This is a genomic window from Hymenobacter negativus, from assembly GCF_017571495.1.
GTDB lineage: Bacteria > Bacteroidota > Bacteroidia > Cytophagales > Hymenobacteraceae > Hymenobacter > Hymenobacter negativus.
This window is the reverse complement of record NZ_JAGETZ010000002.1, coordinates 153,815-174,667: the sequence shown is the minus strand read 5'-3', so window position 1 is coordinate 174,667 and position 20,853 is coordinate 153,815. Positions and strand designations below refer to the sequence as shown.

The window sequence follows — 20,853 nt, the reverse complement described above, 5'->3', positions numbered from 1 at the left end:
AGGATTTATGAAAAAGAAAAAGCCTGCTTTTAAGCAGGCTTTTTCTTAGGGTTTCTTTAAAAATGTCGTTTGTTCAAATCCGGTGCCCCCTCTTTTCTGGAGAGGGGGTCAGGGGGTGAGGTTTACGCAGAGGTTGGTTACTTCCCTAGTCCCTCTATAAGCGCCAGCAACTCCTGCTGCGTAGTGCGGGTGGCATTCTGCGCGTACCAGCCGTGGAGCTGGGCGGCCAATTCAGCAAAAGGCACCTCGCGGGCTTTCAAATCCTGAAACAAAGCTTGAGCTGGCGCCGGGCGCGGGCCCCACACGGCGGTTTCGGTCAGGGAATCGGCGTGTAGCAGCACCGTCATTGGAATGGCGCGGCCGCCGTTGGTGAGGTAGCGGTCGATGAGCTCGGAGTTTGAATCACGCAGGAAGTAGCGGGTTTCGAGGTGGCCGTTGCTAACCTGGGCTACGGCTTCGATGATGGGCACGAGCTGGGCTGCGTCGCCGCACCAGCCTTCTGTGATGACTACCCAGATGTATTGTTGTGTGAGTTGTTGCGCGGCGGCTTGCAGTTCGGGCAATACCGTAATGGTAGGCTCTAGCTGGTCCATACGCTCCTCGTTTTCGCGGTAATAGGGCAGCATTTTAGCCAAGCGCGGGTCGGGCTCGCTGGCTAGCAGGTCGGCATTTTGTTGGCGGTAGGCGGCGTAGGTGAGGCCAGTAGCCACTTGGTAAGAGGTGAGTACGGGGGCGGAAGTAGTGGACATGTCGTTGGAATAGGCTTATAACGGACCTATAACAAATGGATTGGCGAAAGTTGCGATTGGCCAGCAACATAGTTGATGTCTGCGGTGAGCGCCGTCTGCCATCCTGAGCATAGCAGAGGACCCTGTCGCCGCTGAACGAGTCGTTGCAACGTGATAAGGTCCTTCGCTGCGCTCAAGATGACAGACGGCACTCGATGTGACGTTCTAAAGAGTTCGCGCTATTGCCAGCCGCCCCCTAACGCCCGGTACAGATTTACGCTCTGCAGCAGTAGCGCCTGGCGTGATTCTGCGAGGCTCAATTCTGCTTCGAGCACGCTACGTTGCGCGGTGATAACTTCGAGGTAAGAGGCGTAGCCGGCCACAAACAGGTCGTTGGAGGTGGCCACGGCGCTGGTGAGCTGCTCTACTTCGCGGGCGCGCAGGTCGGCGACGGCCTGGAAGTTTTCAAGCCCTTGGAGGCCCACCACCACTTCGCGGAAACCAGTTTGCAGCGCCTGCTGGTAGCGGTAGTAGCCCTCGTAGTTGTTGGCCACGGCCTCGCGGAAATCGGCTCGGTACTGGGCGCGGTTGAGGATGGGGCCGGCGAGGCCTGCCACGGCACCGAACACCACCGAGCCAGGGTCGAGCAGGAGGTTGGCGCGGAAGGCGTTGAGGCCCACGTAGGGCGTGAGGGTGAGGCTGGGCAAAAAGGCGGCGCGGGCGGCGTCCACCTCGGCGCGTCCGGCCTGGAGTTGCAACTCGGCCTGGCGCACGTCGGGGCGGCGCAGCAGGGCGCTGGCGGGCAGGCCCGCCGAAAGCTTGGTGGGCAGGCCCGACTGGTTGGGCAGCGCCGGCCCGCGCCGGATGGGCTGCGGGTAGCGCCCCAGCAGCTGGTTGAGTTGGGTTTCGGTTTCGGTGATACGCTGGCGGGTCTCGTAGGCAAGACTTTCAGTGCGGAGGGCCTGGGCGGCAAACTGCTGCACGGCCAGTTGGGTGACGCGACCGGCTTCTTTCTGTACCTTAATCAGCCGCAGGCCTTCCTGCTGGAAGCGGGCATTGCGTTCCAAAATGACTAATTGGTTGTCCAACGTCAGCAGTTCGTAGTAGGCGCGGGCCACGTCGGCCACCAGGTTGGTCACTACCAGGTTGCGGCCTTGTTCTGAGGCCAGCACGCGCAGGTAGGCAGCCTTGCGGCGGCTGCGTAGCTTGCCCCATAGGTCGATTTCCCAGGAGCTGCGCAGGCCCACGAACAGGTCGGGCGTGAGGTTGGTGGGTACCCGCTGGTTGTTGACAATGTTCTGCGAGAGGTTGGTGTCGTAGTTGCCCACGCCCGTCATTGTGTACTTTCCATAACGGTCGAGCGCGCCTGTGCCCGTGGCCGAAACCGTGGGAAACAGCGCCCCGCGCCGGGCCAGGTACTGCGCCTGGAATACCTCTACGCGCTGCATAGTCACCCGCAAATCTAGGTTCTGACGCAGGGCCGTATCAATGAGGCCGGCCAGCGCGGGGTCCTGGAAAAACTGCCGCCACGGCGTGCTGCCTACGCTTAGGGTATCGGTGGCGGGCGTGGTCGGGTTAAAAGCCTTTGGGGCGGCTGGGCTAGCAGCCGGGCCGTCGGGTGCGGATACGCGGCAGCCGGCGGCGAGTATTAAGACAAGGGCAGCGGTTAGAAAGCGCATGAGATTGGTTGTTCTGGCGGTTCGCATTACCCGCGACTCATTTCTTTGGAGAGGTGAGCCGTGGCGTGGGCGATGTAGCGCGGACTTTTAGTCCGCGCGTGGATTATCTATTCGGGTGACTCGCGGACTGAAAGTCCGCGCTACAATTCTGATGGTCGCACTTAATGCGCCACCAACTCCTTTTCCTCCACTACTTCCGTATCCGCCTCCAGATTCTTCGGTTTCTCGAAGCTGGCAAACAGCACATACAGGCCCGGAATCAGCACCATGCCGAACACGGTGCCGATGAGCATGCCGCCCGCTGCGGCTGTGCCGATGGAGCGGTTGCCCAGGGCGCCGGCGCCGCTAGCTACTACCAGCGGAATCAGGCCGGCGATGAAGGCGAAGGAGGTCATCAGGATTGGGCGCAGGCGGGAAACGGCGCCCTGCACGGCGGCGTCCAGTACGGTGGCCCCGGCGCGGCGGCGCTGCTCAGCAAACTCGATGACAAGGATGGCGTTTTTGCCCAGCAGACCGATGAGCATTACCAGCGCTACTTGGGCGTAGATGTTATTTTCGAGGCCCAAGAGCTTGAGGCTGACAAAGGCGCCGAATATGCCGGTGGGCAAGCTTAGCAGCACCGGTAGCGGCAGCAGCAGGCTTTCGTACTGGGCAGCCAGCAGCAGGTACACGAAAATCAGCACAATGCCGAAGACGTAGAGGGCTTGGTTGCCGCTCAGGATTTGCTCGCGGGTCATGCCGCTCCACTCGTAGCTGAAGCCTTTGGGGAGCACCTTGGCCGCTACTTTTTCGATGGCCGAAATAGCGTCGCCAGAGCTGTGGCCGGCGGCGGCGTCGCCGTTAATCATGGCCGAAGTGTACATGTTGTAGCGCGTGAGCTGGTCGGGGCCGAACACGCGCTCCAGCTTCACGAAGGTGGAGAAGGGCACCATCTCGCCGCGGTTGTTTTTCACGTGCAGGGCCAGCAGGTCGTCGGGGCGGCCGCGGTACTCGGGGCTGGCCTGCACCATCACCTTGTACATCTGGCCGAAACGGATGAAGTTGGAGGCGTAGTAGCTGCCCAGCAGCGTTTGCAGCGTGCTCATGGCGCGGTCCACGGTCACGCCTTTTTTGGCGGCCATGTCCTGGTCGACGTGGATGAGGTACTGCGGGAAGTTGGGGTCGAAGCCGGTGAAAGCGCCGTTGATGGCCGGTTCCTTTTGCAGCGCCGCCAGGAAGGTTTTGGAGGCCTGGGCTGTCTTCTGCAGGTCGCCGCTGCCCGTCTTGTCCAGCAGGCGGAACTCGAAGCCGCTGCTGTTGCCAAAGCCCGGCACCGTGGGCGGCGGCAGAAACTGAATCTCGGCATCGGCAATGCCTTTGGTTTTGTCTTCCAGTTCCTTAATGAACTCGGCCACCGACTGCTCCCGCTCGTCCCAGGCCTTGAGGTTAATCATGCCCATGCCGTAGCTGGAGCCTGCCACCTCGTTCACGAGGCTGTAGCCGGCCAGGGTCGAAACGGATTCTACCGGCTTGAGCTTCTGTGCAATGCGCTGCACCTGGGCCAGCACGGCCTCGGTGCGCTCCACGGTGGCCCCGGCAGGCGTGGTCACGTTGATGTACACCATGCCCTGGTCCTCGGTCGGGATAAAGCCCGAGGGCAGCACCTTGCTGATTCCCCAGGTGGCCCCGAAAAACAGCAGCAGCACTCCAATGGTCACCACGCGGCGGCCGGCAATGCCGCCCAGCAGGCGCTGGTAGCCGCCGGCCAGGCCTTCGTACTTGTTGTTGAAGCCCTTGAAGAAACGGCCTAGCAGGCCCGTGCGCTCGCCCTCGTGCGTCTTGAGCATGAGCGCGCACAGGGCTGGTGTGAGCGTCACAGCATTCACGCCCGAAATGACGATGGCAATGGCCAGCGTGAGCGAAAACTGCCGGTAGAACACGCCCACCGGCCCGTCCATAAACGACACCGGAATAAACACCGCCGACATCACCAGGGTAATGGCAATCAGCGAGCTGCTGATTTCGTGCATGGCCTCGTAGGTGGCGCTGCGGGCGTCCATGTGCTTCTCCTCCATCTTGGCGTGCACGGCTTCCACCACCACAATGGCGTTATCGACCACAATGCCAATGGCCAGCACCAGCGCGAAGAGCGTGAGCAGGTTAATCGAGAAGCCCAGCATCTGCATGAAGGCAAGCGTGCCGATGAGGGCCACCGGCACCGCCAGCGCCGGAATCAGCGTAGAGCGCCAGTCCTGCAAAAACAAGTACACAATAATGAACACCAGCAGGAAAGCCTCCACCAGCGTGCGCAGCACCTCGTGAATACTGGCGTCGAGGAAGCGCGATACGTCGTAGGCAATGCTGTACTTCATGCCGGGCGGGAAGCTGGTTTTTTGCAGCTCGGCCATGCGGTTTTTCACGTTCTCGATGACCTCGCTGGCGTTAGAGCCCGGCCGCTGCTTCAGCATAATGGCCGCCGAGGGCTGCCCGTCGTTCTTCGACGACATGCCGTAGGTGAGCGTGCCAAATTCCACGTCGGCCACCGCCTTCAGGCGCAACACCGAACCGTCGGGGTTCGAGCGAATGACGATGTTGCGGTACTGCTCGGGCTCGAAAAACTTGCCGGTGTAACGCAGCACGTACTGTAACTGCTGGGCCTTGCCACCCGAGCTTTCGCCCGATTTGCCGGGTGCCGCTTCCACGTTCTGGGCCCGGATGGCGTCCACAATTTCGTCGGTGCCCACCTCGTAGGCCGCCATGCGGTCGGGCTTCAGCCACACCCGCATCGAGTACTCCCGCGAACCCATAATCTCCGCGAAGCCCACGCCGTTGATGCGCTTGAGCTCCTGCAATACGTTGATATCAGCGAAGTTGTAAATGAATTGCTCACCCGCGCCCTTGTCGTCGCTCGTGATGTTGAGGTAGAGCAGCATGGAGTTTACCTCCTTCTCCGTCGTTACGCCCGCCTTGATAACTTCCTCCGGCAGCTCATCAATCACTGTCGTCACGCGGTTCTGCACGCCCACGGCGGCCAGGTCGGGGTCGGTGCCGACTTCGAAGAACACCGTGATGAGCGTCACGCCGTTGTTGGAGCTTACCGAGTTCATGTAGGTCATGCCCGGCACGCCGTTGATGGCGCGCTCCAGCGGCGTGGCCACGGCCTTGGCGCACACCTCGGCGTTGGCCCCGGTGTACTTGGCCGTCACGGTCACCGACGGCGGCACGATGTCGGGAAACTGCGTGATGGGCAGCGTGAACAGCGCCAGCGCCCCCAGCAACACCAAAAAAACGGAAATCACCAGCGAGAGAATCGGCCGGCGGATGAAGATGTCGAACATAAGCAGTAGCGTGGACTCTGCGAGTCCGCGTTTAGGCGGATTAATGAGGTTTGCCTTGATTAGGCCGAAGGCTGATGGGGAGCGTCGTGCAGAGCGTAGCGAGGCATCTCGCGTCGATTGGCAATCAGGGCCAGGGCAACAGGGCAGGCGAGCTGCCTCACTGCGCTCTGTAGGACGTTCTTGTGGGCGCGGACTCGCAGAGTCCACGCTACGGGGGTTACTGCGCCGCTACCGCTGCGGTATCCAGCAGCACGGTTTTGACGTTGATTTTCTGTTGGTCGTGCAGCTCCGGCGCGCCTTCGTACACCACTTGCTCGCCGGATTTCAGACCTTCCTTCACCACGTAGAAATCGCCGAGGCGCGTGTAGGGTTTGAAGCTGCGGGTGTGCGTCACGCCGGCCTGGTCCACCACATACACGAAGTTTTGGTCCTGAATCTCGAACACCGCTTTTTGGGGCAGCAGCAGCGCCGTGGGCAGCTGGTCGGTCAGGCGCACCTTGCCTGAAGCGCCGTGCTTGAGCAGGCGGTCGGGGTTAGGGAATCGGGCGCGTAGGGCGATGGAGCCGGTGTTGGGATTGAACTCGCTTTCAGCGGTTTCGATGTGGCCTGTGAGCGGGTATAGCTCGCCGTTGGCCAGCGTTAGGCGCACCGAATCGGAATGCAGCTCGGGGTGCTCGCGGCGGGCCTTGGTGTAGTTCATGTAGCTCCCCTCGGCCACGTCGAAGTAGGCAAACACGGCACTCAAGTCCGATACCGTAGTAAGCAGCGTGCCTTCTTCTACCACGCTGCCCATTTTGAGCGGAATGCGGTCAATCACGCCATCGAAGGGGGCGCGTACCAGCGTGTAGCTCAGGCTGAGACGGGCGGCAGCCTCGCCGGCACGGGCATCGGCCACGCGGGCGTCAGCTTCGCGTATCTTACTGTTAGTGAGCTTTAATTCCGTTTTGGCGATGACATTCTTGTCGACCAGCAGCTTCACCCGCTCGCTTTCCACGCGCACGGCGGCGGCTTGGGCCTGGGCGCTGGCCACGGCGGCCTGGGCCTGGCTCAGCTTGTTGCGGTAGGCGCTGGCGTTGATGCGGAACAGGGGCTGGCCTTTCTTCACGGGCTTGCCCTCATCCACATAAATGTGTTCGAGGAAGCCCGCCACCTGAGCCCGCACTTCCACGTTGCGCACGGCCTGAATATCGGTCACGTAGTCGCGGTGTAGCGACTGGCTGGAGGTTTTCAGCGTCACCACCGGCACTTCGGGTGGCGCCTCAGCGGTATCTTTTTCGGCTTTGGCCGAGCAGCCGCTGAGGCTAGCCGCCAGCAAACCGGCTGCGGCAGTCAGCGCATAAGAGTGAAGGAAAGAACGGCGCAAAAAGGAGTTCATGGGGAAGAGAATGAGCAAGCAGATGCCGCGGCCCTTTATTGGGCCGTGGCGGTAGCCGTGGGCACGGCGTTAGAATTAGAAAGTGTGGGGCGTAGGGCCAGCAGGCTGTCCTGCTGCTGGTGTGAGGCCTGGCAGCGCGCCAGCAGCCGCTGCGTCAGGCGCAGGTCGGCTTCGGTTTCCTGCAGGTCTTCGTAGTCAACTGCCAGCGCGGGCTGGTTATACAATAGAAAGCCATTGAGCCCCAACGACAACGCCAGGGCCCCTGCCAGAAGCAGAACCAGAAAATTTAAGGGCCGATGGTTGTTAGACATTGTCGTTTGCGGTAGTGGCAACTGCCCGCAAAGGACCCCCGACGACATTAAAACGGTATGAGAACCGTATTAGAATACATGAAAACGGTGTCCGGGATGGATAGCGCGGAGCTGTGTCCCGTGTCAATTATGCGCAGGCCTCCGGTCTGCAATCGATGAACGCATGTCTGAGTGGCGCGGACGCCTGCGGGCCAGAGGCCCGCTAATAGTCAGCACGGGGCACAGCCCCGCGCTATCATTTAATGCTTGGTTCCCACCGCCGGGTCTTTCGCCAATGCCGCCACAATCTGGTCCACCAGCTCCTCTGGCGTGTACTCAATGGAAAGCTGCAGGGCATAGGCTGGTTTCTCCAGCGTCGCCAGCTGTGAATCGAGCATGTTGGAGTGCATGTAGTGCCCTTTGCGGTTGCCCATGCGCTCCAGCAGCAACTCCTTAGGGCCGTCGAGGAATACCCAGTGCAGTGGCTCCTGCGACTTGCTTTGGAGTGTGTCACGGTATTTCTCTTTCAGGGCCGAGCAGGCGAGGATGGCCCCACCTTCTTTTTCCCATTCGCCCAGCTTGGCAGCCAGGGTTTCGAGCCACTCGCGCCGGTCGTCGTCCGTAAGGGGAGTGCCGTGGGCCATCTTGTCGATGTTGGCCTGCGAGTGAAAGTCGTCGCCATCGTGAAAAGGCAGATTGAGCTTAGGAGCCAATTGCTCCCCTACCGTCGATTTGCCGCAGCCCGAAACTCCCATGACGACGAAATTCATACGTACTTGTTTTTTAGAAAAGGTTGGTCTGAAGACAATGCTGCACCAAAAAGGTTGAAACGCCCGGCACTGCCTGCGGCTACTGCTTTACGAAATGCTGAGCTTAACAGCTACGCAAAAGTTCTAGGCAGCTGGCAGCCATACGGTGGCTGTAGTCCCCTGCCCCACCACCGAAGCCAGTTCCAGCCGCCCGCCGTGGCGCTGCACGATGCGCTGCGTGAGCGGCAGCCCCAGGCCGTAGCCGGGCCGCCCCACCGCGCCGGCCGCCCGATACAGCGGCTCGTAAATCCGGCTAAGCTCCTCAGCGCTAAGGCCGGGGCCGGCATCCACCACCCGCACGCGCAACGTGGTTGGGCCCTCGTACCCCAACTCGGCCTGCACCGGCCCGGCCGAGTATTTGCCCGCATTATCCAACAAATTCAGCAGCGCGGTAGTGAGCAGTTCGGCATTGCCGTCTACCATGAAAACGTCGGTTTCGGTTTCCTCCGGTAAATCCCCAAAGCTCAGGCGAAACTCCCGCCCCATGTACTTGGCGCGCGCAAAGCTCAACGCCTGGTTCAGGCACTCATCCAGCCGTACAGCCTCGAATTTTGGTAAGCTGCCATCCACCTTTGCTAACGATAGCAGGCTGCTGGTGAGCGCATTTAGGTGCCGCGAGGCTTCCAGCGCCTGCGTCATGCTCTGGCGGGCCTCGGGCAGCGAGGTATCGTAGGCCAAAGCCGTTTCGAGGGTTCCCGTGAGGGTGGTGAGTGGCGTGCGCAGCTCGTGCGAGGCGTGGGCCAGGAAGCTTTTCTGCGCCTCAAAAGCCTGTTCCAAACCCGCCAGCATGTTATTGAACACGTAGGCTAGCTGGGCTAACTCATCGCGCCCGTTGCCTTCCGAGAGCCGCCGGCCCAGGTTGGTGGCCGAAATCCGCCCCGCCTGCCGGCTGATGCGCGCCACCGGCTTCAGCGCCGCGCCCGCAAAATACCAGCCCGCCAAAATGGTGAATGCCAGTGCTCCCACGTTGCCCACCAGCAGTAGCAGGCCCAGCTGATGCAGCCGCACCCAGCCCGGCACATCCTCCGCTGATACGAAAATGTGGTACGGCTCGCCCTCGTGTCGGTACACCGTGCCTACCGCTTCGCGCCGTCCCGCGCCAGTGAAGGTCACCGAGTTTTTGGCCTGTAGCTCTCCCAGGCGCGTCCGGTTGGGCTCCTGGTCGATATTATCGGCACTGCTGAAACGTAGCGCTCCATCGGGCCCGTAGATGCTGATTTGCTCATCCGGCAACGTTAGGAGGTCGTTCCGCCGCAGGCTGCCGAGCTGCCCGGTTTCGAGCTTACCAGTGCGCACCAGCAAGCGCGAAGCTAGGGCTGCGCTGGTACTCAGCCGGTGCTCAAACCGCTGTGCGCGCGTGCTGGCGTTGAAGTAGTAGATGAACGCCGAGAAGCTGACTTGAATCGCCAGCACCAGCAGCGTAAAGCGAAGCATCAGCTTGTTGCGAATCAGCATGTTATGCGTAGGTAATGTCAGGATGACGGACGGAATAAGTCGCCCAATAAAATTATCCCTCCCGCATCACATAGCCCATGCCCACTACGGTATGAATGAGCTTGGGCGTAAAATCCCGGTCCAGCTTCTTGCGCAAGTAGCTTACGTACACGTCAATCACGTTCGTTGTGGTATCAAAATCCAGGTCCCAGACCCGTTCGGCAATATCCACCCGGGATATTACCCGGCCGCGGTTGCGCAGCAGGTGCTCCAGTAGCGAGTACTCGCGGGTCGTCAGGTCGATGCGCTGGCCGGCGCGGGTTACGGTTTTGGCGTCGAGGTCGAGCACAAGGTCGGCCATGCGCAGCTCTTGGCGCTGGCCGGCCGCGGCAGCGTAGCGCTGGGTGAGGGCGCGGGCTCGCATCAGCAGCTCGCGGAATTCGAATGGCTTGACCAGGTAGTCATCTGCTCCGGCGGCAAAGCCGGCTTCTTTGTCGTCGAGGCTATCCAAAGCAGTGAGTAGCAGGATAGGTACCAGCCGGCTGTGGGCCCGGATGCGCTGGCACAGCTCCACGCCGTTGATGTAAGGCAGGTTGATGTCGAGGATAACGAGGTCGCGGGGCTGCTGCTCGTAGAGCGACCAGCCGGTGCGGCCGTCGTAGGCCACGGTCACGTCGTAGCCTTCGTGCTCGAAGCCTTTTTTTACGAATGAAGCCAGCGGAGGCTCGTCTTCAACCAGCAAAATTTTCATAAGTGCACCAGATTTCTTCTGCTATACGGCAACGGCCCGAAACCAGAACAGGCAGCCCAAAGCTACTCGCCGGGCTGCCTGTTCCGAAGTTTGTCGAGACGCGGCATTTCACGTCTGAGCGTTGTGTCAGCGATTTTTATAGCTGTGGCTGCACCTGGCCGCTTTGTTCGCGGCAGTAGGTGATGAAGTCAGAATTAATGGGCTCCAAGCCGCCTTCGCGCATTTTGGTAGCTACCTGGCCGCGGTGGTAGCTGGCGTGCATCACAGCATGAGTCAGGATGTCGCTTACCTGAGAGTCGAAAGCGTCGCCCTGCGAGTTGGTGTAGTGGATGTGGCGGGTCAGTTCGGCTTCGTCGTGCTGGGCTTCGGCGCAGAGGTCGGCCAAGCGTTGCGAGGTTTGCTTGTGCCAGTGGTGCAGGCCGGCTAGGTCGTGCTCCTGCCACACTTTGAGTGGGCTTTGGGTGCCGGTGAGGCGGGCAATCCAGATGGCTTGGGCGTTGATGAGGTGGCTGAAAATGCGCAGAGCAGGCTGAGGAGCTTCTTTGCCGGCGGCCACCGACGAATCGAGACGGCGCAGCAGGGTTTCGTTGGCCCAGACGTTGAAAGCGCCGAGCTTGGCAATGGTATCAATCATTTTTAAGTATAAATTATGAGTTGTGAATTATGAGCTCAGACCGCGACTTACCAACAGGGTAATTCATCATTTATCCCTCATAATTCATAACTCTTATCTCGGGTCTTGCCAGACCAATTTCTCATTGGTTTTGTTTTTCTCGAAGTCCGGGCATTTGCCGTCGCCCTTGCCGGTGATGCCGCCATCGGGCTGGCAAATGAGGGTGCCTTTGGTGTCAAACACCTGCGAAAACTGGTCGCAGCACGGGGCCGACTGGTAATACACGGTTTTGCCTTCGTACTGGTATTTCAAGATGCGGGTGATGGGGTTACGCTTGCGCTCCGACAGTACCGCTGCGATGCGCGCCTTCAGCCACTGCGGGCGGGCCGTAGTGTCAGATTCCGCCACGCGGGCAGCTACCGGGTCTATGGTGTTGGCGCTGGTGGGCGCGGGAGTGGAAGTGCCGGCCACGTTGGGGCCTTCGGGCGGCGTGGTGGGGGTAGTCACGCTCACTTGGTTGTGAGCGCAGGCCGTGGTGAGCAGTAAAGAAGCAGCGAAAACAAGAAGTCGCATGGGTTTCCGAAAGAAAAAGCAGCGGCTCGCCAGCCGGCGCGCCAGCTATGGGTACGCCCGGCACGGGCAATGGTTCAGATTTGACCAAGCACTAGAGTGTAAAAATCTTCGGGATGAACACCAAGCCACCTACCACCAGTGCCCCAATGGCGGCCAGCAGCACGGCCCCGGCCGCCACATCCTTGGCCTTGCCGGCCAGTGGGTGGAAGCCCGGCGAGGCCAAATCCGTGAGCGCCTCAATGGCCGTATTCATCAACTCAGCCGACCACACGCAGGCTACTGAAATAGCCACCAAGGCCCATTCCACCCGCGAAATACTGTAATAAAGCCCCAGCCCGATAACCACCACCGTCGCAATAGCATGGAAGCGCAGGTGCACCTCTGAGCCCAGCGCGGCCCACACGCCCCGAAAGGCGTGGCCGAAGCTGGCCACGCGCCGCCGCCACAGCCCTTCGGGCGGCCGCAGGCGCTCCGGTGCGGGTGGGATGGGTTCAGCCACGGGCTTCGTATTCCTGAAAAACAGTTTGGCGCAGTCCCGACCATTCGCTTCTAATAATGCTGAAGATGACCGTGTCGCGCCGGATGCCGCCCTGCGTGATGCGGTGGCTGCGGAGCGTGCCCTCCTCGGTGGCGCCCATGCGGGCCATGGCCGTGCGCGACTTGTGGTTGCGCGAGTCGGTTTCCAGTTCCACCCGCTCGTAGCGCAGCTGGCAGAAGGCGTGGCTGAGCAGCAGGTGCTTACAGGCCCGGTTCAGGCCAGAGCGCTGAAACTTGGTGCCGACCCAGGTGTAGCCGATGCTCAGGCGCTGGTCGGCTTCTACATCGTTGTAGTAGCTGGTGCTGCCAGCCAGCTCGCCGGTTTCGCGGTCGATGATGGCGAACGGGTAGCGCCGGCCCTGCTGTCGGTCTTCCACCGCCTGACGGATGTAGGCGGCGAGGCTCACCGCGTCGTCGCCCCGCGTGAGGGTGTATTTCCAGAGCTCGGCATCGAAGGCGACGGCTTTGAGGGCTTCAAAATCGGAGAGTTCCAGCGGGCGCAGGCGCACGCGGCTGTTTTCGATGACGATGGGGGCGGAGAAATCCATGCGAAGCAACAGGAGAGCGGGGGCGGGATTGGGGCCGCAAAGTTGCCTTGAAAAAACCAAACCACCTCTCAAAAACCCGTTGGCCCGGGCGGGCAGTGCTGGGCCACGTAGCGGCGGTAATCAGCGTAGGCCGGCTCTTGCACCAAGCTTTGGAGGGCGCGCACATGCGGGTCGGCCAGGTTGCTGGATTGGCTGCGCAGCAGCATGAACCGCAGGCCGGCTTGTAGCGGGCCGCAGTCGCCCGCATCGGCTAGGTGCTGGGTCATTTGCAGCGAGTAGTCGAAGGCGGCGCGCTCGTTGGCATCGGCTGTGCGCCGGGCCACCGGCACCGTGCGGAAGTAGTGCAAGTGCCCGATTTCGTGGTAGAACACCACTACCATCCGGTTGTCGTCGAAGCCAGGTTGGGGACTTTCCAAGTAGCGCACATCGAGCCGCACCACGCCGTTGGGGAAGGCAGCGGCCGGGCCATCGTTGCGGCCGTTGCGCACCAGCACCAGCTTGCGGAGCAGCGTATGCTGCTGCTGCACCGTGCAGAGGGCCCGATAAAACTTTGGATACTGCCGAGTGCTGGCTAGTAACGCCGCCCGCGCCGTGACCGTATCGACGGGGGTAGCCTGAGCCAGCTGGGCGGAGGCGGCCAGCGGCGCGGCGCTAGTAGCCAACGCCAGAAGAGTCGAGAAAAGAGGTTTCATGAAAAAAGCAAAGCGCAGTCCCAAACAGGACTGCGCTTTGACGGTGCCGCGGGGGCAAGGTTCAACAGGCAGGGGCTTACATGCCCACCATTTCTTCGGGCTTCAGCCACTCGTCAAACTCGGCTTCGGTCACGTAGCCTAGTTTGAGGGCCGTTTCCTTCAGCGTCGAGCCGTTTTTGTGAGCTGTTTGGGCAATTTCAGCGGCTTTGTAGTAGCCAATGTGGGGGTTGAGGGCAGTCACGAGCATCAAGGACGAATCGACGTGCTTCTTGATGTTAGGCAGGATGGCCGTGATGCCCACAGCGCACTTGTCAGTAAAGCTCACGCACACGTCGCCGATGAGGCGGGCCGAGTGCAGGAAGTTGTAAATCATGACGGGTTTGAACACGTTCAGCTCAAAGTGACCCATCGAGCCGCCCACGGTAATGGCCACGTCGTTGCCCATCACCTGCGCCGCTACCATGGTCATGGCCTCGCACTGGGTGGGGTTCACCTTGCCGGGCATGATGCTGGAACCGGGCTCATTGTCAGGAATGTCGATTTCGCCAATGCCGGCGCGGGGGCCAGAGCTGAGCATGCGGATGTCGTTGGCAATTTTCATCAGGCTCACGGCCACGGTTTTGAGCGCGCCGTGGGCTTCCACGATGGCATCGTGGGCAGCCAAGGCCTCAAACTTGTTTTCGGCTGTCACGAAGGGCAGGCCGGTGAGGTCGGCAATGTGCTTGGCCACGTTTACCGAGTAGTTGGGCGGCGTGTTGATGCCCGTGCCCACGGCCGTGCCGCCGAGGGCCAGCTCGCTCAGGTGGGCCAGCGTGTTTTTGATGGCGCGCAGGCCGTGGTCGAGCTGCGACACGTAGCCCGAAAACTCCTGGCCCAGCGTAAGCGGCGTGGCGTCCATGAAGTGGGTGCGCCCGATTTTCACGATGTGCATAAACTCCTGCGACTTGGCTTTCAGCGCGTCGCGCAGCTTCTCGATGCCAGGAACGGTGGTTTCAACCAGGATTTTATAGGCCGCGATGTGCATGGCCGTCGGAAACGTGTCGTTCGAGCTTTGGCTCTTGTTCACGTCATCGTTGGGAGCCAGTATCTTCTTTTCGTCGGTGAGCTGGCCGCCATTCAGCACGTGGCCACGGTAGGCAATTACCTCATTCACATTCATGTTAGACTGCGTGCCCGAGCCAGTTTGCCACACCACGAGCGGGAACGAGTCGGCTAGCTGGCCAGCCAGGATTTCATCGGCCACTTTGCCAATCAACTCGGCTTTTTCGGCCGGCAAAATGCCTGCGTCGCGGTTGGTCAGGGCAGCGGCTTTCTTCAGGTAAGCGAAGGCGGCGATGATTTCCTTGGGCATCTTGTTGATGTCCTGCGCGATGGGGAAGTTTTCGATAGAGCGCTGCGTTTGAGCGCCCCAGTAGGCAGTAGCAGGCACTTGCACGGTGCCCATGGTGTCCTTTTCGGTGCGGAAAGCCATTCTTTCTTAATGTGAAAATGGGAGAATGTGAAGAAGTGCAGAATTAAGGGTCAGCAGGCTACAAAAGTACACCGCGCCGCAAACCCGCCGCCGGTTGCACCTAGAATGGCTGAAAAAGCGCTGGCAGCGTACACCAGCAAAGAAAACGGCAGAGCATTCTCTTCATTTTCACATTTCCTCATTCCTTCATTTTCAAATCAAGCAAGAATGTCCTCCATCAAACAAGTCATTGAAATCCTGGCCTCGTCCGATAAAAGCTTCGAAGATGCCTTGCAGCGCGCGGTAGAGTCGCTGAGCACCTCGGTGCCCAACATTTCGTCCATCTACGTGAAAGACCAAAGCTGCAAAGTGCAGGGTAACCACATTGTGGAATACCGCATTACGGCCAAAGTGAGCTTTGGCACGCCCACAGAAGCATTCGACCTTTCCGAGCTGGAACGCACCTTTGACGAAGCCCCGGCTCCTGGCGGCAACGGGGCGCCCGATTACCACGGCCTCGACCTTGATAAGTTCATGGAGCCTACGCCGCCCCATGAGTCCAAGCCCGGCGGCAGCGCCACCGAACCAGAAAGTGGCGGCGGCTACAGCGGCTAGAAAGTTGCTAAGAGATGCCTGGTGCCGCGTTTCCACTACCGGGAGGCGCGGCGCTTTTGTGAGCGGGTGACGGGCAGGATGACCAGACCTGTTTTTTCGTTACATTTCGCTGCTCAGCCTCTTTTTCCTGTCGAATGAAACCTTCCTTTTTTCAGCGCTTAGCCGTTGCCGCTCTAGCTGCCTTGCCTCTGTTCACGGCCTGCAACCAGCCTGAAAAACCTGAAGAAACGGCTGCGTCAGCTACATTGGCCCGCTACTTTGCCCCCACCGAAACCGGCGTGCAGGACGGCGGCGTGCGGGTGATTCCGATAACGACACCCAAGGGCACGTTCAACATCTGGACCAAGCGCTTCGGCAACAACCCCAAGGTGAAAGTGCTGCTGCTCAATGGAGGGCCCGGCGCCACGCACGAGTACTTCGAGTGCTTTGAAAACTTCCTGCCCAAGGAAGGCATTGAGTTCATCTATTACGACCAGCTGGGCTGCGGCAATTCCGATAACCCCAAGGACACTGCCATGTGGAGCCTGCCGCGCTACGTGGAAGAAGTGGAACAGGTGCGTCAGGCCCTAAAGCTCGACCACACTAATTTCTACCTGCTGGGCCACTCCTGGGGCGGTATCCTGGCCGCCGAATACGCCTTCAAGTACCAGCAAAACCTTAAGGGCCTTGTCATTTCAAATATGATGATGAGCTGCCCGGCGTATGTTAAGTACGCCAATGAGGTACTAGCCAAGCAGCTAAAGCCCGAAGTGCTGGCCGAAATCCGGCAGATTGAAGCCAAAAAGGATTTCAACAACCCCCGCTACATGGGCTTGCTCGAACCCAACTTCTACGCCGAGCACCTGTGTCGCATTGTACCCAACCCGGAGCCCATTACCCGCTCGATGGGCAAGTTGAATCAGTCGTTCTACGTGACGATGCAGGGACCCAGCGAGTTTGGTCTTTCGGGCAAGCTCGTGCACTGGGACCGAGTGCCCGACCTGTCCAAACTCGCCGTGCCCGTCCTCAGCATCGGCGGCAAGTACGACACCATGGACCCTGCTCACATGCGCATGATTGCCACCAAGGTGCAGAAAGGCAACTCCCTCATCTGCCCCCAAGGCAGCCACATGAGCATGTATGATGACCAGCAAACCTATTTCAAAGGGTTGATTACATTCCTGAAATCGGTGGACGCGGGCACGGTGAAGCCCGGCGCAGAACTGTAGCGCGAACTTTTAGTTCGCGTACCAGAACGAGGTTTGAACGGCGCGGGGACGCGAACTAAAAGCTCATGCTACTAAAATGGCACCGTCACTTCCATTGGTAGCGGAGCACGCTTGCCACCGGCGATGCCGGGCTGCCAGGCCGGGCCTTCGCATACCAGGCGCAGGGCTTCGTCGTCGTAGTCCTTGCGCATGCCGCGAGCTACTTTGATGTTGCTGAGCTTGCCATCAGCTTCCACAATAAACCGGATGCGTACCGTGCCGCTGATGCGAAGGTTGTTGATTTCGGGCACGAACTGCGAGGCTTCGCGGCGCAGGTAGTCGCGCAGGGCTGGGGTGCCGCCTACTGGTGCCGGGCTGAGGGTTGGCGCAGCGGGCATGGGCGTATTGGGTACTACAGCGGGCGCGGCATCATCAGCGGCCGTTTTGGCTTTCGCTTTCATGGCCCGGCTGGCCATCAAAAGGTTCTTGTTCAGCCCTGTGCTGTCGGCGGCAATGCGGCCAGAAAGTGCCTCGCTTTTCCGCGCCGGCGCCGCTGCGATGGCGCCGGAAGCGGAGGCGCTGCTGGCGGGCGGCGCGCTGGCCGTAGGAGCTTCGGCCTCGACAGCAACAGGGGCATCTGCGGTGGCCTTCTTCTCAGATAAAACTGCGTAGTCGGCTGATTCTTCCTCCGAACGATTCGCCTGAATGGGGGGACTGGCAAGTCCGCGCCGCGTTTGCCGGGGCAGTGTGACGGCCGCGTAATCAGCCGTGGGCTTCGGTGCTGGCTTGGCTTGCGGCACGGCTGCTACCTCGGCCGGAACTGGCGGGGCTGGCTCGGGGGTGGGTGCAGGAGCCGTAGCGGGCGCTGGCACTGGTGCCACTACTTCCTGACGAGCGATGGTGGGTGGCGGGGTGGTTGGGGGCTGCTCCAGCATCCAGATGCCGCCGCCTACGGCCGCAACCAAGGCTGCGGCGGCAGCAATGCGCGGCCAAGCCCATCCCCCGGCAACTGGTGCGGGTTCTTCCTGGCCAATGCGAGCTTGCAGGCGGGTGCGCAGCTCAGCCACGGCCTGGTCGGTGGTAGCAGCGTCGCTCATCGAAAAGCCGTCCACAAGGTCGGCGCAGCGCTCGCAGTCCAGTATATGGGCCTCAATACGGTGCTCGTGGCCGGGCGCCAGGGTGCCGGCCGCGTAGGCGCGCAGCTCCGCCGTGGCCGGGTGCGGGCCGGGTGCGGGCAGCGGGGCAAAAGGCGAATCAGCGGGCGACATGGAGCGGATTGTTGGAGTCGGAGGCGGGAAGTGGAGGGCGTGTACCGGACGCTTTGGGCGGCGCGGGCGGTTCAAGCTGGCGGCGCAGCATCCGCTTCCCGTTTTGCAAGTGGCTGCGTACCAGGTTCAGCTCAAGGCCGGTTTCGAGGGTGATTTCGCGGTAGCTTTTCTTTTCGAGGTAAAACAATTCAAGGCAGCGACGCTGGGCCGGTGGCAGCTGGGCAAGGGCGGCTTCCATGCTTTGCAGGCGGATTTCGGTTTCTTCGGCGTCCTCATTGGCCGCGTCTTCGTCCAGCAGATGCCGGCCGGTGGCCAATTCCACATCCGTCGCATCAGGAAAGCTGAGCACGAGCGGGCCGGAACTGGGGCCGGCCCGCTTGCGGGACCGCAGCTGCATCAGGCAATGGTTGCGGGCAGTGGTGTGTAGCCAGGCCGGAAAATTATCCGGCGCGTGGGTGCGCAGCACCTTCACCAGGTGCTCAAAAAGCTGCATCACGGCGTCCTGGGCGTCCTCATCGGGCGGGGCCAGGTAGCGGCGGCACACGGCAAAGGCTTCGGGCAGATAGCGGTCGTAGAGCAAGCCGAGGTCGGCTACCACGCCGCGTGTGCGGTAACGAGCCAGCAGCTCCTGGTCGGAGAGCGGTGCAGCAGCAGAGGGTTTGGCACGGCGGAAGAACATGGCGCTGGGAAGTTAGGGCAATTTCGGCGGGCCTGCCAAGCGCGGCCGTTCAACCTTGCCCCTGGTCCTTTCATTTGGAGAGGGCCGGGGCAAGGTTGAACGGCCGCGCGTGACGGTTTTTTCTCTGACTCGTATGCAATCCGCGAACGCCCCGCATCAAATCAGCAAGTTTCACCCCAAACCTCTTGATGCCATGCGAAACCTGTTGCTGCTGCCCCTGCTCACCGCTGCGCTGAGCGCGCCGCCCGTTGCGGCCCAAACCGTTGCCCAGCCCGCCCCAGCACCGCTGGAAAACACCGCCAAAAGCTGGGTTGTGTCCGGGCAGATTACCGACCAGGCCAACCAGCCTCTACCTGGTATCACGGTCACGATAAAAGGCACGACCACCGGGGCCAGCACCGATGCGCAAGGGCGCTATTCGCTGCTCGTGCCCAATGCTGCAAAGGCGGTGCTGCGGTTCAGCGCCATTGGGTACGTGACGGTGGAGAAGCCCGTGGGCAAGCTGCACACCCTCAACCTGAGCTTGCGGGCCGACACCAAAACGCTGAACGAAGTGGCGGTGACGGCCTACGGCGTTCAGACGCGCCGCGGCGTGACCGGCTCCGTTTCGCAGGTGCAGGGGCTGGAAGGGAAGGTGCCGGGCGTTCGGATACGCGGCGCGGCCAGCCCCAGTAAAGCCAAGCGTGACGACCGCAAAGCAAGCTACGGCCAAGTCGAATACGAGCTAGCCGACAGCACATATCCTCTGGCTGCACCCATGGCTACGATGCCGGCCCGTGAGGAGGCCGGAGCCGGCGATACTTACGCCCACGTCAAGGAAAATGCCTTTTTCTCGGCGAAAAGCGCGCCGCTTAGCACCTTCTCGCTCGATGTGGACAATGCGAGCTACACCAACGTACGCCGCTTTCTGAACGAAGGACAGCTGCCCCCACGCGACGCCGTGCGGGTGGAAGAAATGCTGAACTACTTCCGCTACGACTACGCCGCGCCGCCCGCCACCTCGCCCGACCCCGTGCGCATGAGCACCGAATTGGCCGTGTGCCCCTGGAACCCCGCCCACCAACTGGCCCGCATCGGCATTCAGGCCCGTAAAGTAGAAACCGCCAAGCTGCCGCCTGCCAACCTCGTATTCCTGGTTGATGTATCGGGCTCGATGAGCGGCCCCGACCGCCTGCCGCTGGTGCAGGCCGGCCTGAAGCTGCTGGTGCAACAGCTGCGGCCCCAGGACCACGTGGCACTGGTGGTGTACGCCGGTGCCGCCGGCCTCGTGCTGCCGCCCACGCCCGGCTCGCAGCCGCAGGTCATCCTTGATGCCATCGACCGCTTGCAGGCCGGCGGCTCTACGGCGGGCGGTGCGGGCCTGCGCCTGGCCTACTCCACGGCCCGTCAATATTTTCAGAAAGAAGGTAATAACCGCGTAATTCTGGCTTCCGATGGAGATTTTAACGTGGGCGAAAGCTCCGATGAAGCCATGGAAAAACTGATTGTGGACCAGCGCGAAAGCGGCGTGTTCCTGACCATGTTGGGCTGCGGGCGCGGCAACCTACGCGATGCCCGCATGGAAACCCTGGCCGATAAAGGCAACGGCAATTACGCCTACCTCGACAACCTCGATGAGGCTGGCCGGGTGCTGGTGGCGCAATTCGGCGGCACACTCTTCACCGTGGCCAAAGACGTGAAGCTGCAAATTGAATTCAACCCCGCCCGCGTGGCCAACTACCGCCTGGTGGGCTACGAAAACCGCTTGCTCGAAGCTGAGGACTTCAACAACGACCGCAAAGACGCCGGCGAGCTGGGCGCGGGCCACACTGTCACGGCGCTCTACGAAATAGTGCCCGTGGGCAGCGCCCAGCCCCTAATTGACGACCTCAAGTACCAGCCCACCAAAGCCACACCGGCCAGCATGCAGCAATTCCTCACCAACGATGTGCTGACCGTGAAGCTGCGTTACAAAGAGCCGCAGGGCAGCACCAGCAAGCTGCTGGCCCAGCCACTGGTGGGCACGCCCGTGGCCATCGAGAAAGCCTCGCCCGACTTCCGCTTTGCTGCTGCTGTAGCGCAGTTTGGCATGCTGCTGCGCCAGAGCGAACAGCGCGGCACCGCCACCTGGGCCGCCACCGAGAAGCTGGCCAACGACGCCCGCGGCACCGACGCGGACGGCTACCGCGCCGAACTGGTACGCCTCGTGCGTCTGGCCGAGGGCCTGAGCGGCAGCGGCACCGTGGGCGCCCGGTAGTGTAGTGGTAGAGCGCGGCCTTTGATGAGTTCGTGCGGGAAAAGCAGGTGATGAGAGTCCGCTCGAAAGCCG

General features: G+C 61.2%; 19 protein-coding genes. 3 read left to right on the top strand and 16 right to left on the bottom strand.

Going from position 1 to position 20,853, the window contains the following annotated elements; all coding sequences use genetic code 11:
- Window positions 1–137: 137 nt before the first annotated feature.
- The 14 genes from J4E00_RS04950 to fumC form a co-directional block, all read right to left on the bottom strand.
- Entirely contained in the window at window positions 138–749 is a 612-nt protein-coding gene (locus tag J4E00_RS04950; RefSeq protein WP_208173923.1) for a thioredoxin family protein, read from the bottom strand.
- Window positions 750–967: 218 nt separating this feature from the next.
- The gene (locus J4E00_RS04945; RefSeq protein ID WP_236049488.1) at window positions 968–2,407 is read right to left on the bottom strand and encodes an efflux transporter outer membrane subunit; all 1,440 of its coding nucleotides are present in this window, start codon (window positions 2,405–2,407) and stop codon (window positions 968–970) included.
- 161 nt (window positions 2,408–2,568) lie between these two features.
- Window positions 2,569–5,724: an efflux RND transporter permease subunit gene (locus tag J4E00_RS04940; RefSeq protein ID WP_208173921.1), complete on the bottom strand. Its 3,156-nt coding sequence runs from the start codon at window positions 5,722–5,724 to the stop codon at window positions 2,569–2,571.
- Between the two features lie 217 nt (window positions 5,725–5,941).
- A complete protein-coding gene (locus J4E00_RS04935; RefSeq protein ID WP_208173920.1) occupies window positions 5,942–7,099 on the bottom strand; it encodes an efflux RND transporter periplasmic adaptor subunit in 1,158 nt (385 codons plus the stop codon).
- 35 nt (window positions 7,100–7,134) lie between these two features.
- Window positions 7,135–7,410: a hypothetical protein gene (locus J4E00_RS04930; protein ID WP_208173919.1), complete on the bottom strand. Its 276-nt coding sequence runs from the start codon at window positions 7,408–7,410 to the stop codon at window positions 7,135–7,137.
- A 239-nt stretch (window positions 7,411–7,649) separates the two neighbouring features.
- Window positions 7,650–8,159, bottom strand: coding sequence for a gluconokinase (locus tag J4E00_RS04925; RefSeq protein ID WP_208173918.1), 510 nt, complete (start codon window positions 8,157–8,159; stop codon window positions 7,650–7,652).
- Window positions 8,160–8,282: 123 nt separating this feature from the next.
- A complete protein-coding gene (locus tag J4E00_RS04920) occupies window positions 8,283–9,653 on the bottom strand; it encodes a sensor histidine kinase (RefSeq protein WP_208173917.1) in 1,371 nt (456 codons plus the stop codon).
- A gap of 52 nt (window positions 9,654–9,705) precedes the next feature.
- Window positions 9,706–10,383: a response regulator transcription factor gene (locus J4E00_RS04915; protein WP_208173916.1), complete on the bottom strand. Its 678-nt coding sequence runs from the start codon at window positions 10,381–10,383 to the stop codon at window positions 9,706–9,708.
- Between the two features lie 136 nt (window positions 10,384–10,519).
- Window positions 10,520–11,017: a DinB family protein gene (locus tag J4E00_RS04910; protein ID WP_208173915.1), complete on the bottom strand. Its 498-nt coding sequence runs from the start codon at window positions 11,015–11,017 to the stop codon at window positions 10,520–10,522.
- Window positions 11,018–11,110: 93 nt separating this feature from the next.
- Window positions 11,111–11,569: a DUF6970 domain-containing protein gene (locus tag J4E00_RS04905; RefSeq protein ID WP_208173914.1), complete on the bottom strand. Its 459-nt coding sequence runs from the start codon at window positions 11,567–11,569 to the stop codon at window positions 11,111–11,113.
- Between the two features lie 91 nt (window positions 11,570–11,660).
- Window positions 11,661–12,068 carry a diacylglycerol kinase family protein gene (locus J4E00_RS04900; protein WP_317196593.1) on the bottom strand — a complete coding sequence of 136 codons (408 nt, stop codon included), beginning with the start codon at window positions 12,066–12,068 and terminating at the stop codon, window positions 11,661–11,663.
- A complete protein-coding gene (locus J4E00_RS04895) occupies window positions 12,061–12,654 on the bottom strand; it encodes a GNAT family N-acetyltransferase (protein WP_208173913.1) in 594 nt (197 codons plus the stop codon). Before J4E00_RS04895 ends, J4E00_RS04900 begins: the two co-directional genes overlap by 8 nt.
- A gap of 68 nt (window positions 12,655–12,722) precedes the next feature.
- The gene (locus J4E00_RS04890) at window positions 12,723–13,346 is read right to left on the bottom strand and encodes a hypothetical protein (protein WP_208173912.1); all 624 of its coding nucleotides are present in this window, start codon (window positions 13,344–13,346) and stop codon (window positions 12,723–12,725) included.
- A gap of 76 nt (window positions 13,347–13,422) precedes the next feature.
- Window positions 13,423–14,817 carry a class II fumarate hydratase gene (gene fumC, locus J4E00_RS04885; RefSeq protein WP_208173911.1) on the bottom strand — a complete coding sequence of 465 codons (1,395 nt, stop codon included), beginning with the start codon at window positions 14,815–14,817 and terminating at the stop codon, window positions 13,423–13,425.
- Window positions 14,818–15,024: 207 nt separating this feature from the next.
- On the opposite strand from fumC, the gene J4E00_RS04880 reads away from it, so the two are divergent.
- Together J4E00_RS04880 and J4E00_RS04875 are read left to right on the top strand one after the other, a co-directional pair.
- Window positions 15,025–15,411: a dodecin family protein gene (locus tag J4E00_RS04880; RefSeq protein ID WP_208173910.1), complete on the top strand. Its 387-nt coding sequence runs from the start codon at window positions 15,025–15,027 to the stop codon at window positions 15,409–15,411.
- A 134-nt stretch (window positions 15,412–15,545) separates the two neighbouring features.
- Window positions 15,546–16,619: a proline iminopeptidase-family hydrolase gene (locus J4E00_RS04875; RefSeq protein WP_208173909.1), complete on the top strand. Its 1,074-nt coding sequence runs from the start codon at window positions 15,546–15,548 to the stop codon at window positions 16,617–16,619.
- Window positions 16,620–16,690: 71 nt separating this feature from the next.
- Here J4E00_RS04875 and J4E00_RS04870 read toward each other — a convergent pair whose 3' ends face one another.
- A complete protein-coding gene (locus tag J4E00_RS04870; protein ID WP_208173908.1) occupies window positions 16,691–17,866 on the bottom strand; it encodes a TonB family protein in 1,176 nt (391 codons plus the stop codon).
- Window positions 17,853–18,545, bottom strand: coding sequence for an RNA polymerase sigma factor (locus tag J4E00_RS04865; protein ID WP_208173907.1), 693 nt, complete (start codon window positions 18,543–18,545; stop codon window positions 17,853–17,855). Before J4E00_RS04865 ends, J4E00_RS04870 begins: the two co-directional genes overlap by 14 nt.
- 193 nt (window positions 18,546–18,738) lie before the next feature.
- On the opposite strand from J4E00_RS04865, the gene J4E00_RS04860 reads away from it, so the two are divergent.
- Entirely contained in the window at window positions 18,739–20,781 is a 2,043-nt protein-coding gene (locus J4E00_RS04860; RefSeq protein WP_208173906.1) for a vWA domain-containing protein, read from the top strand.
- Window positions 20,782–20,853: the final 72 nt, after the last annotated feature.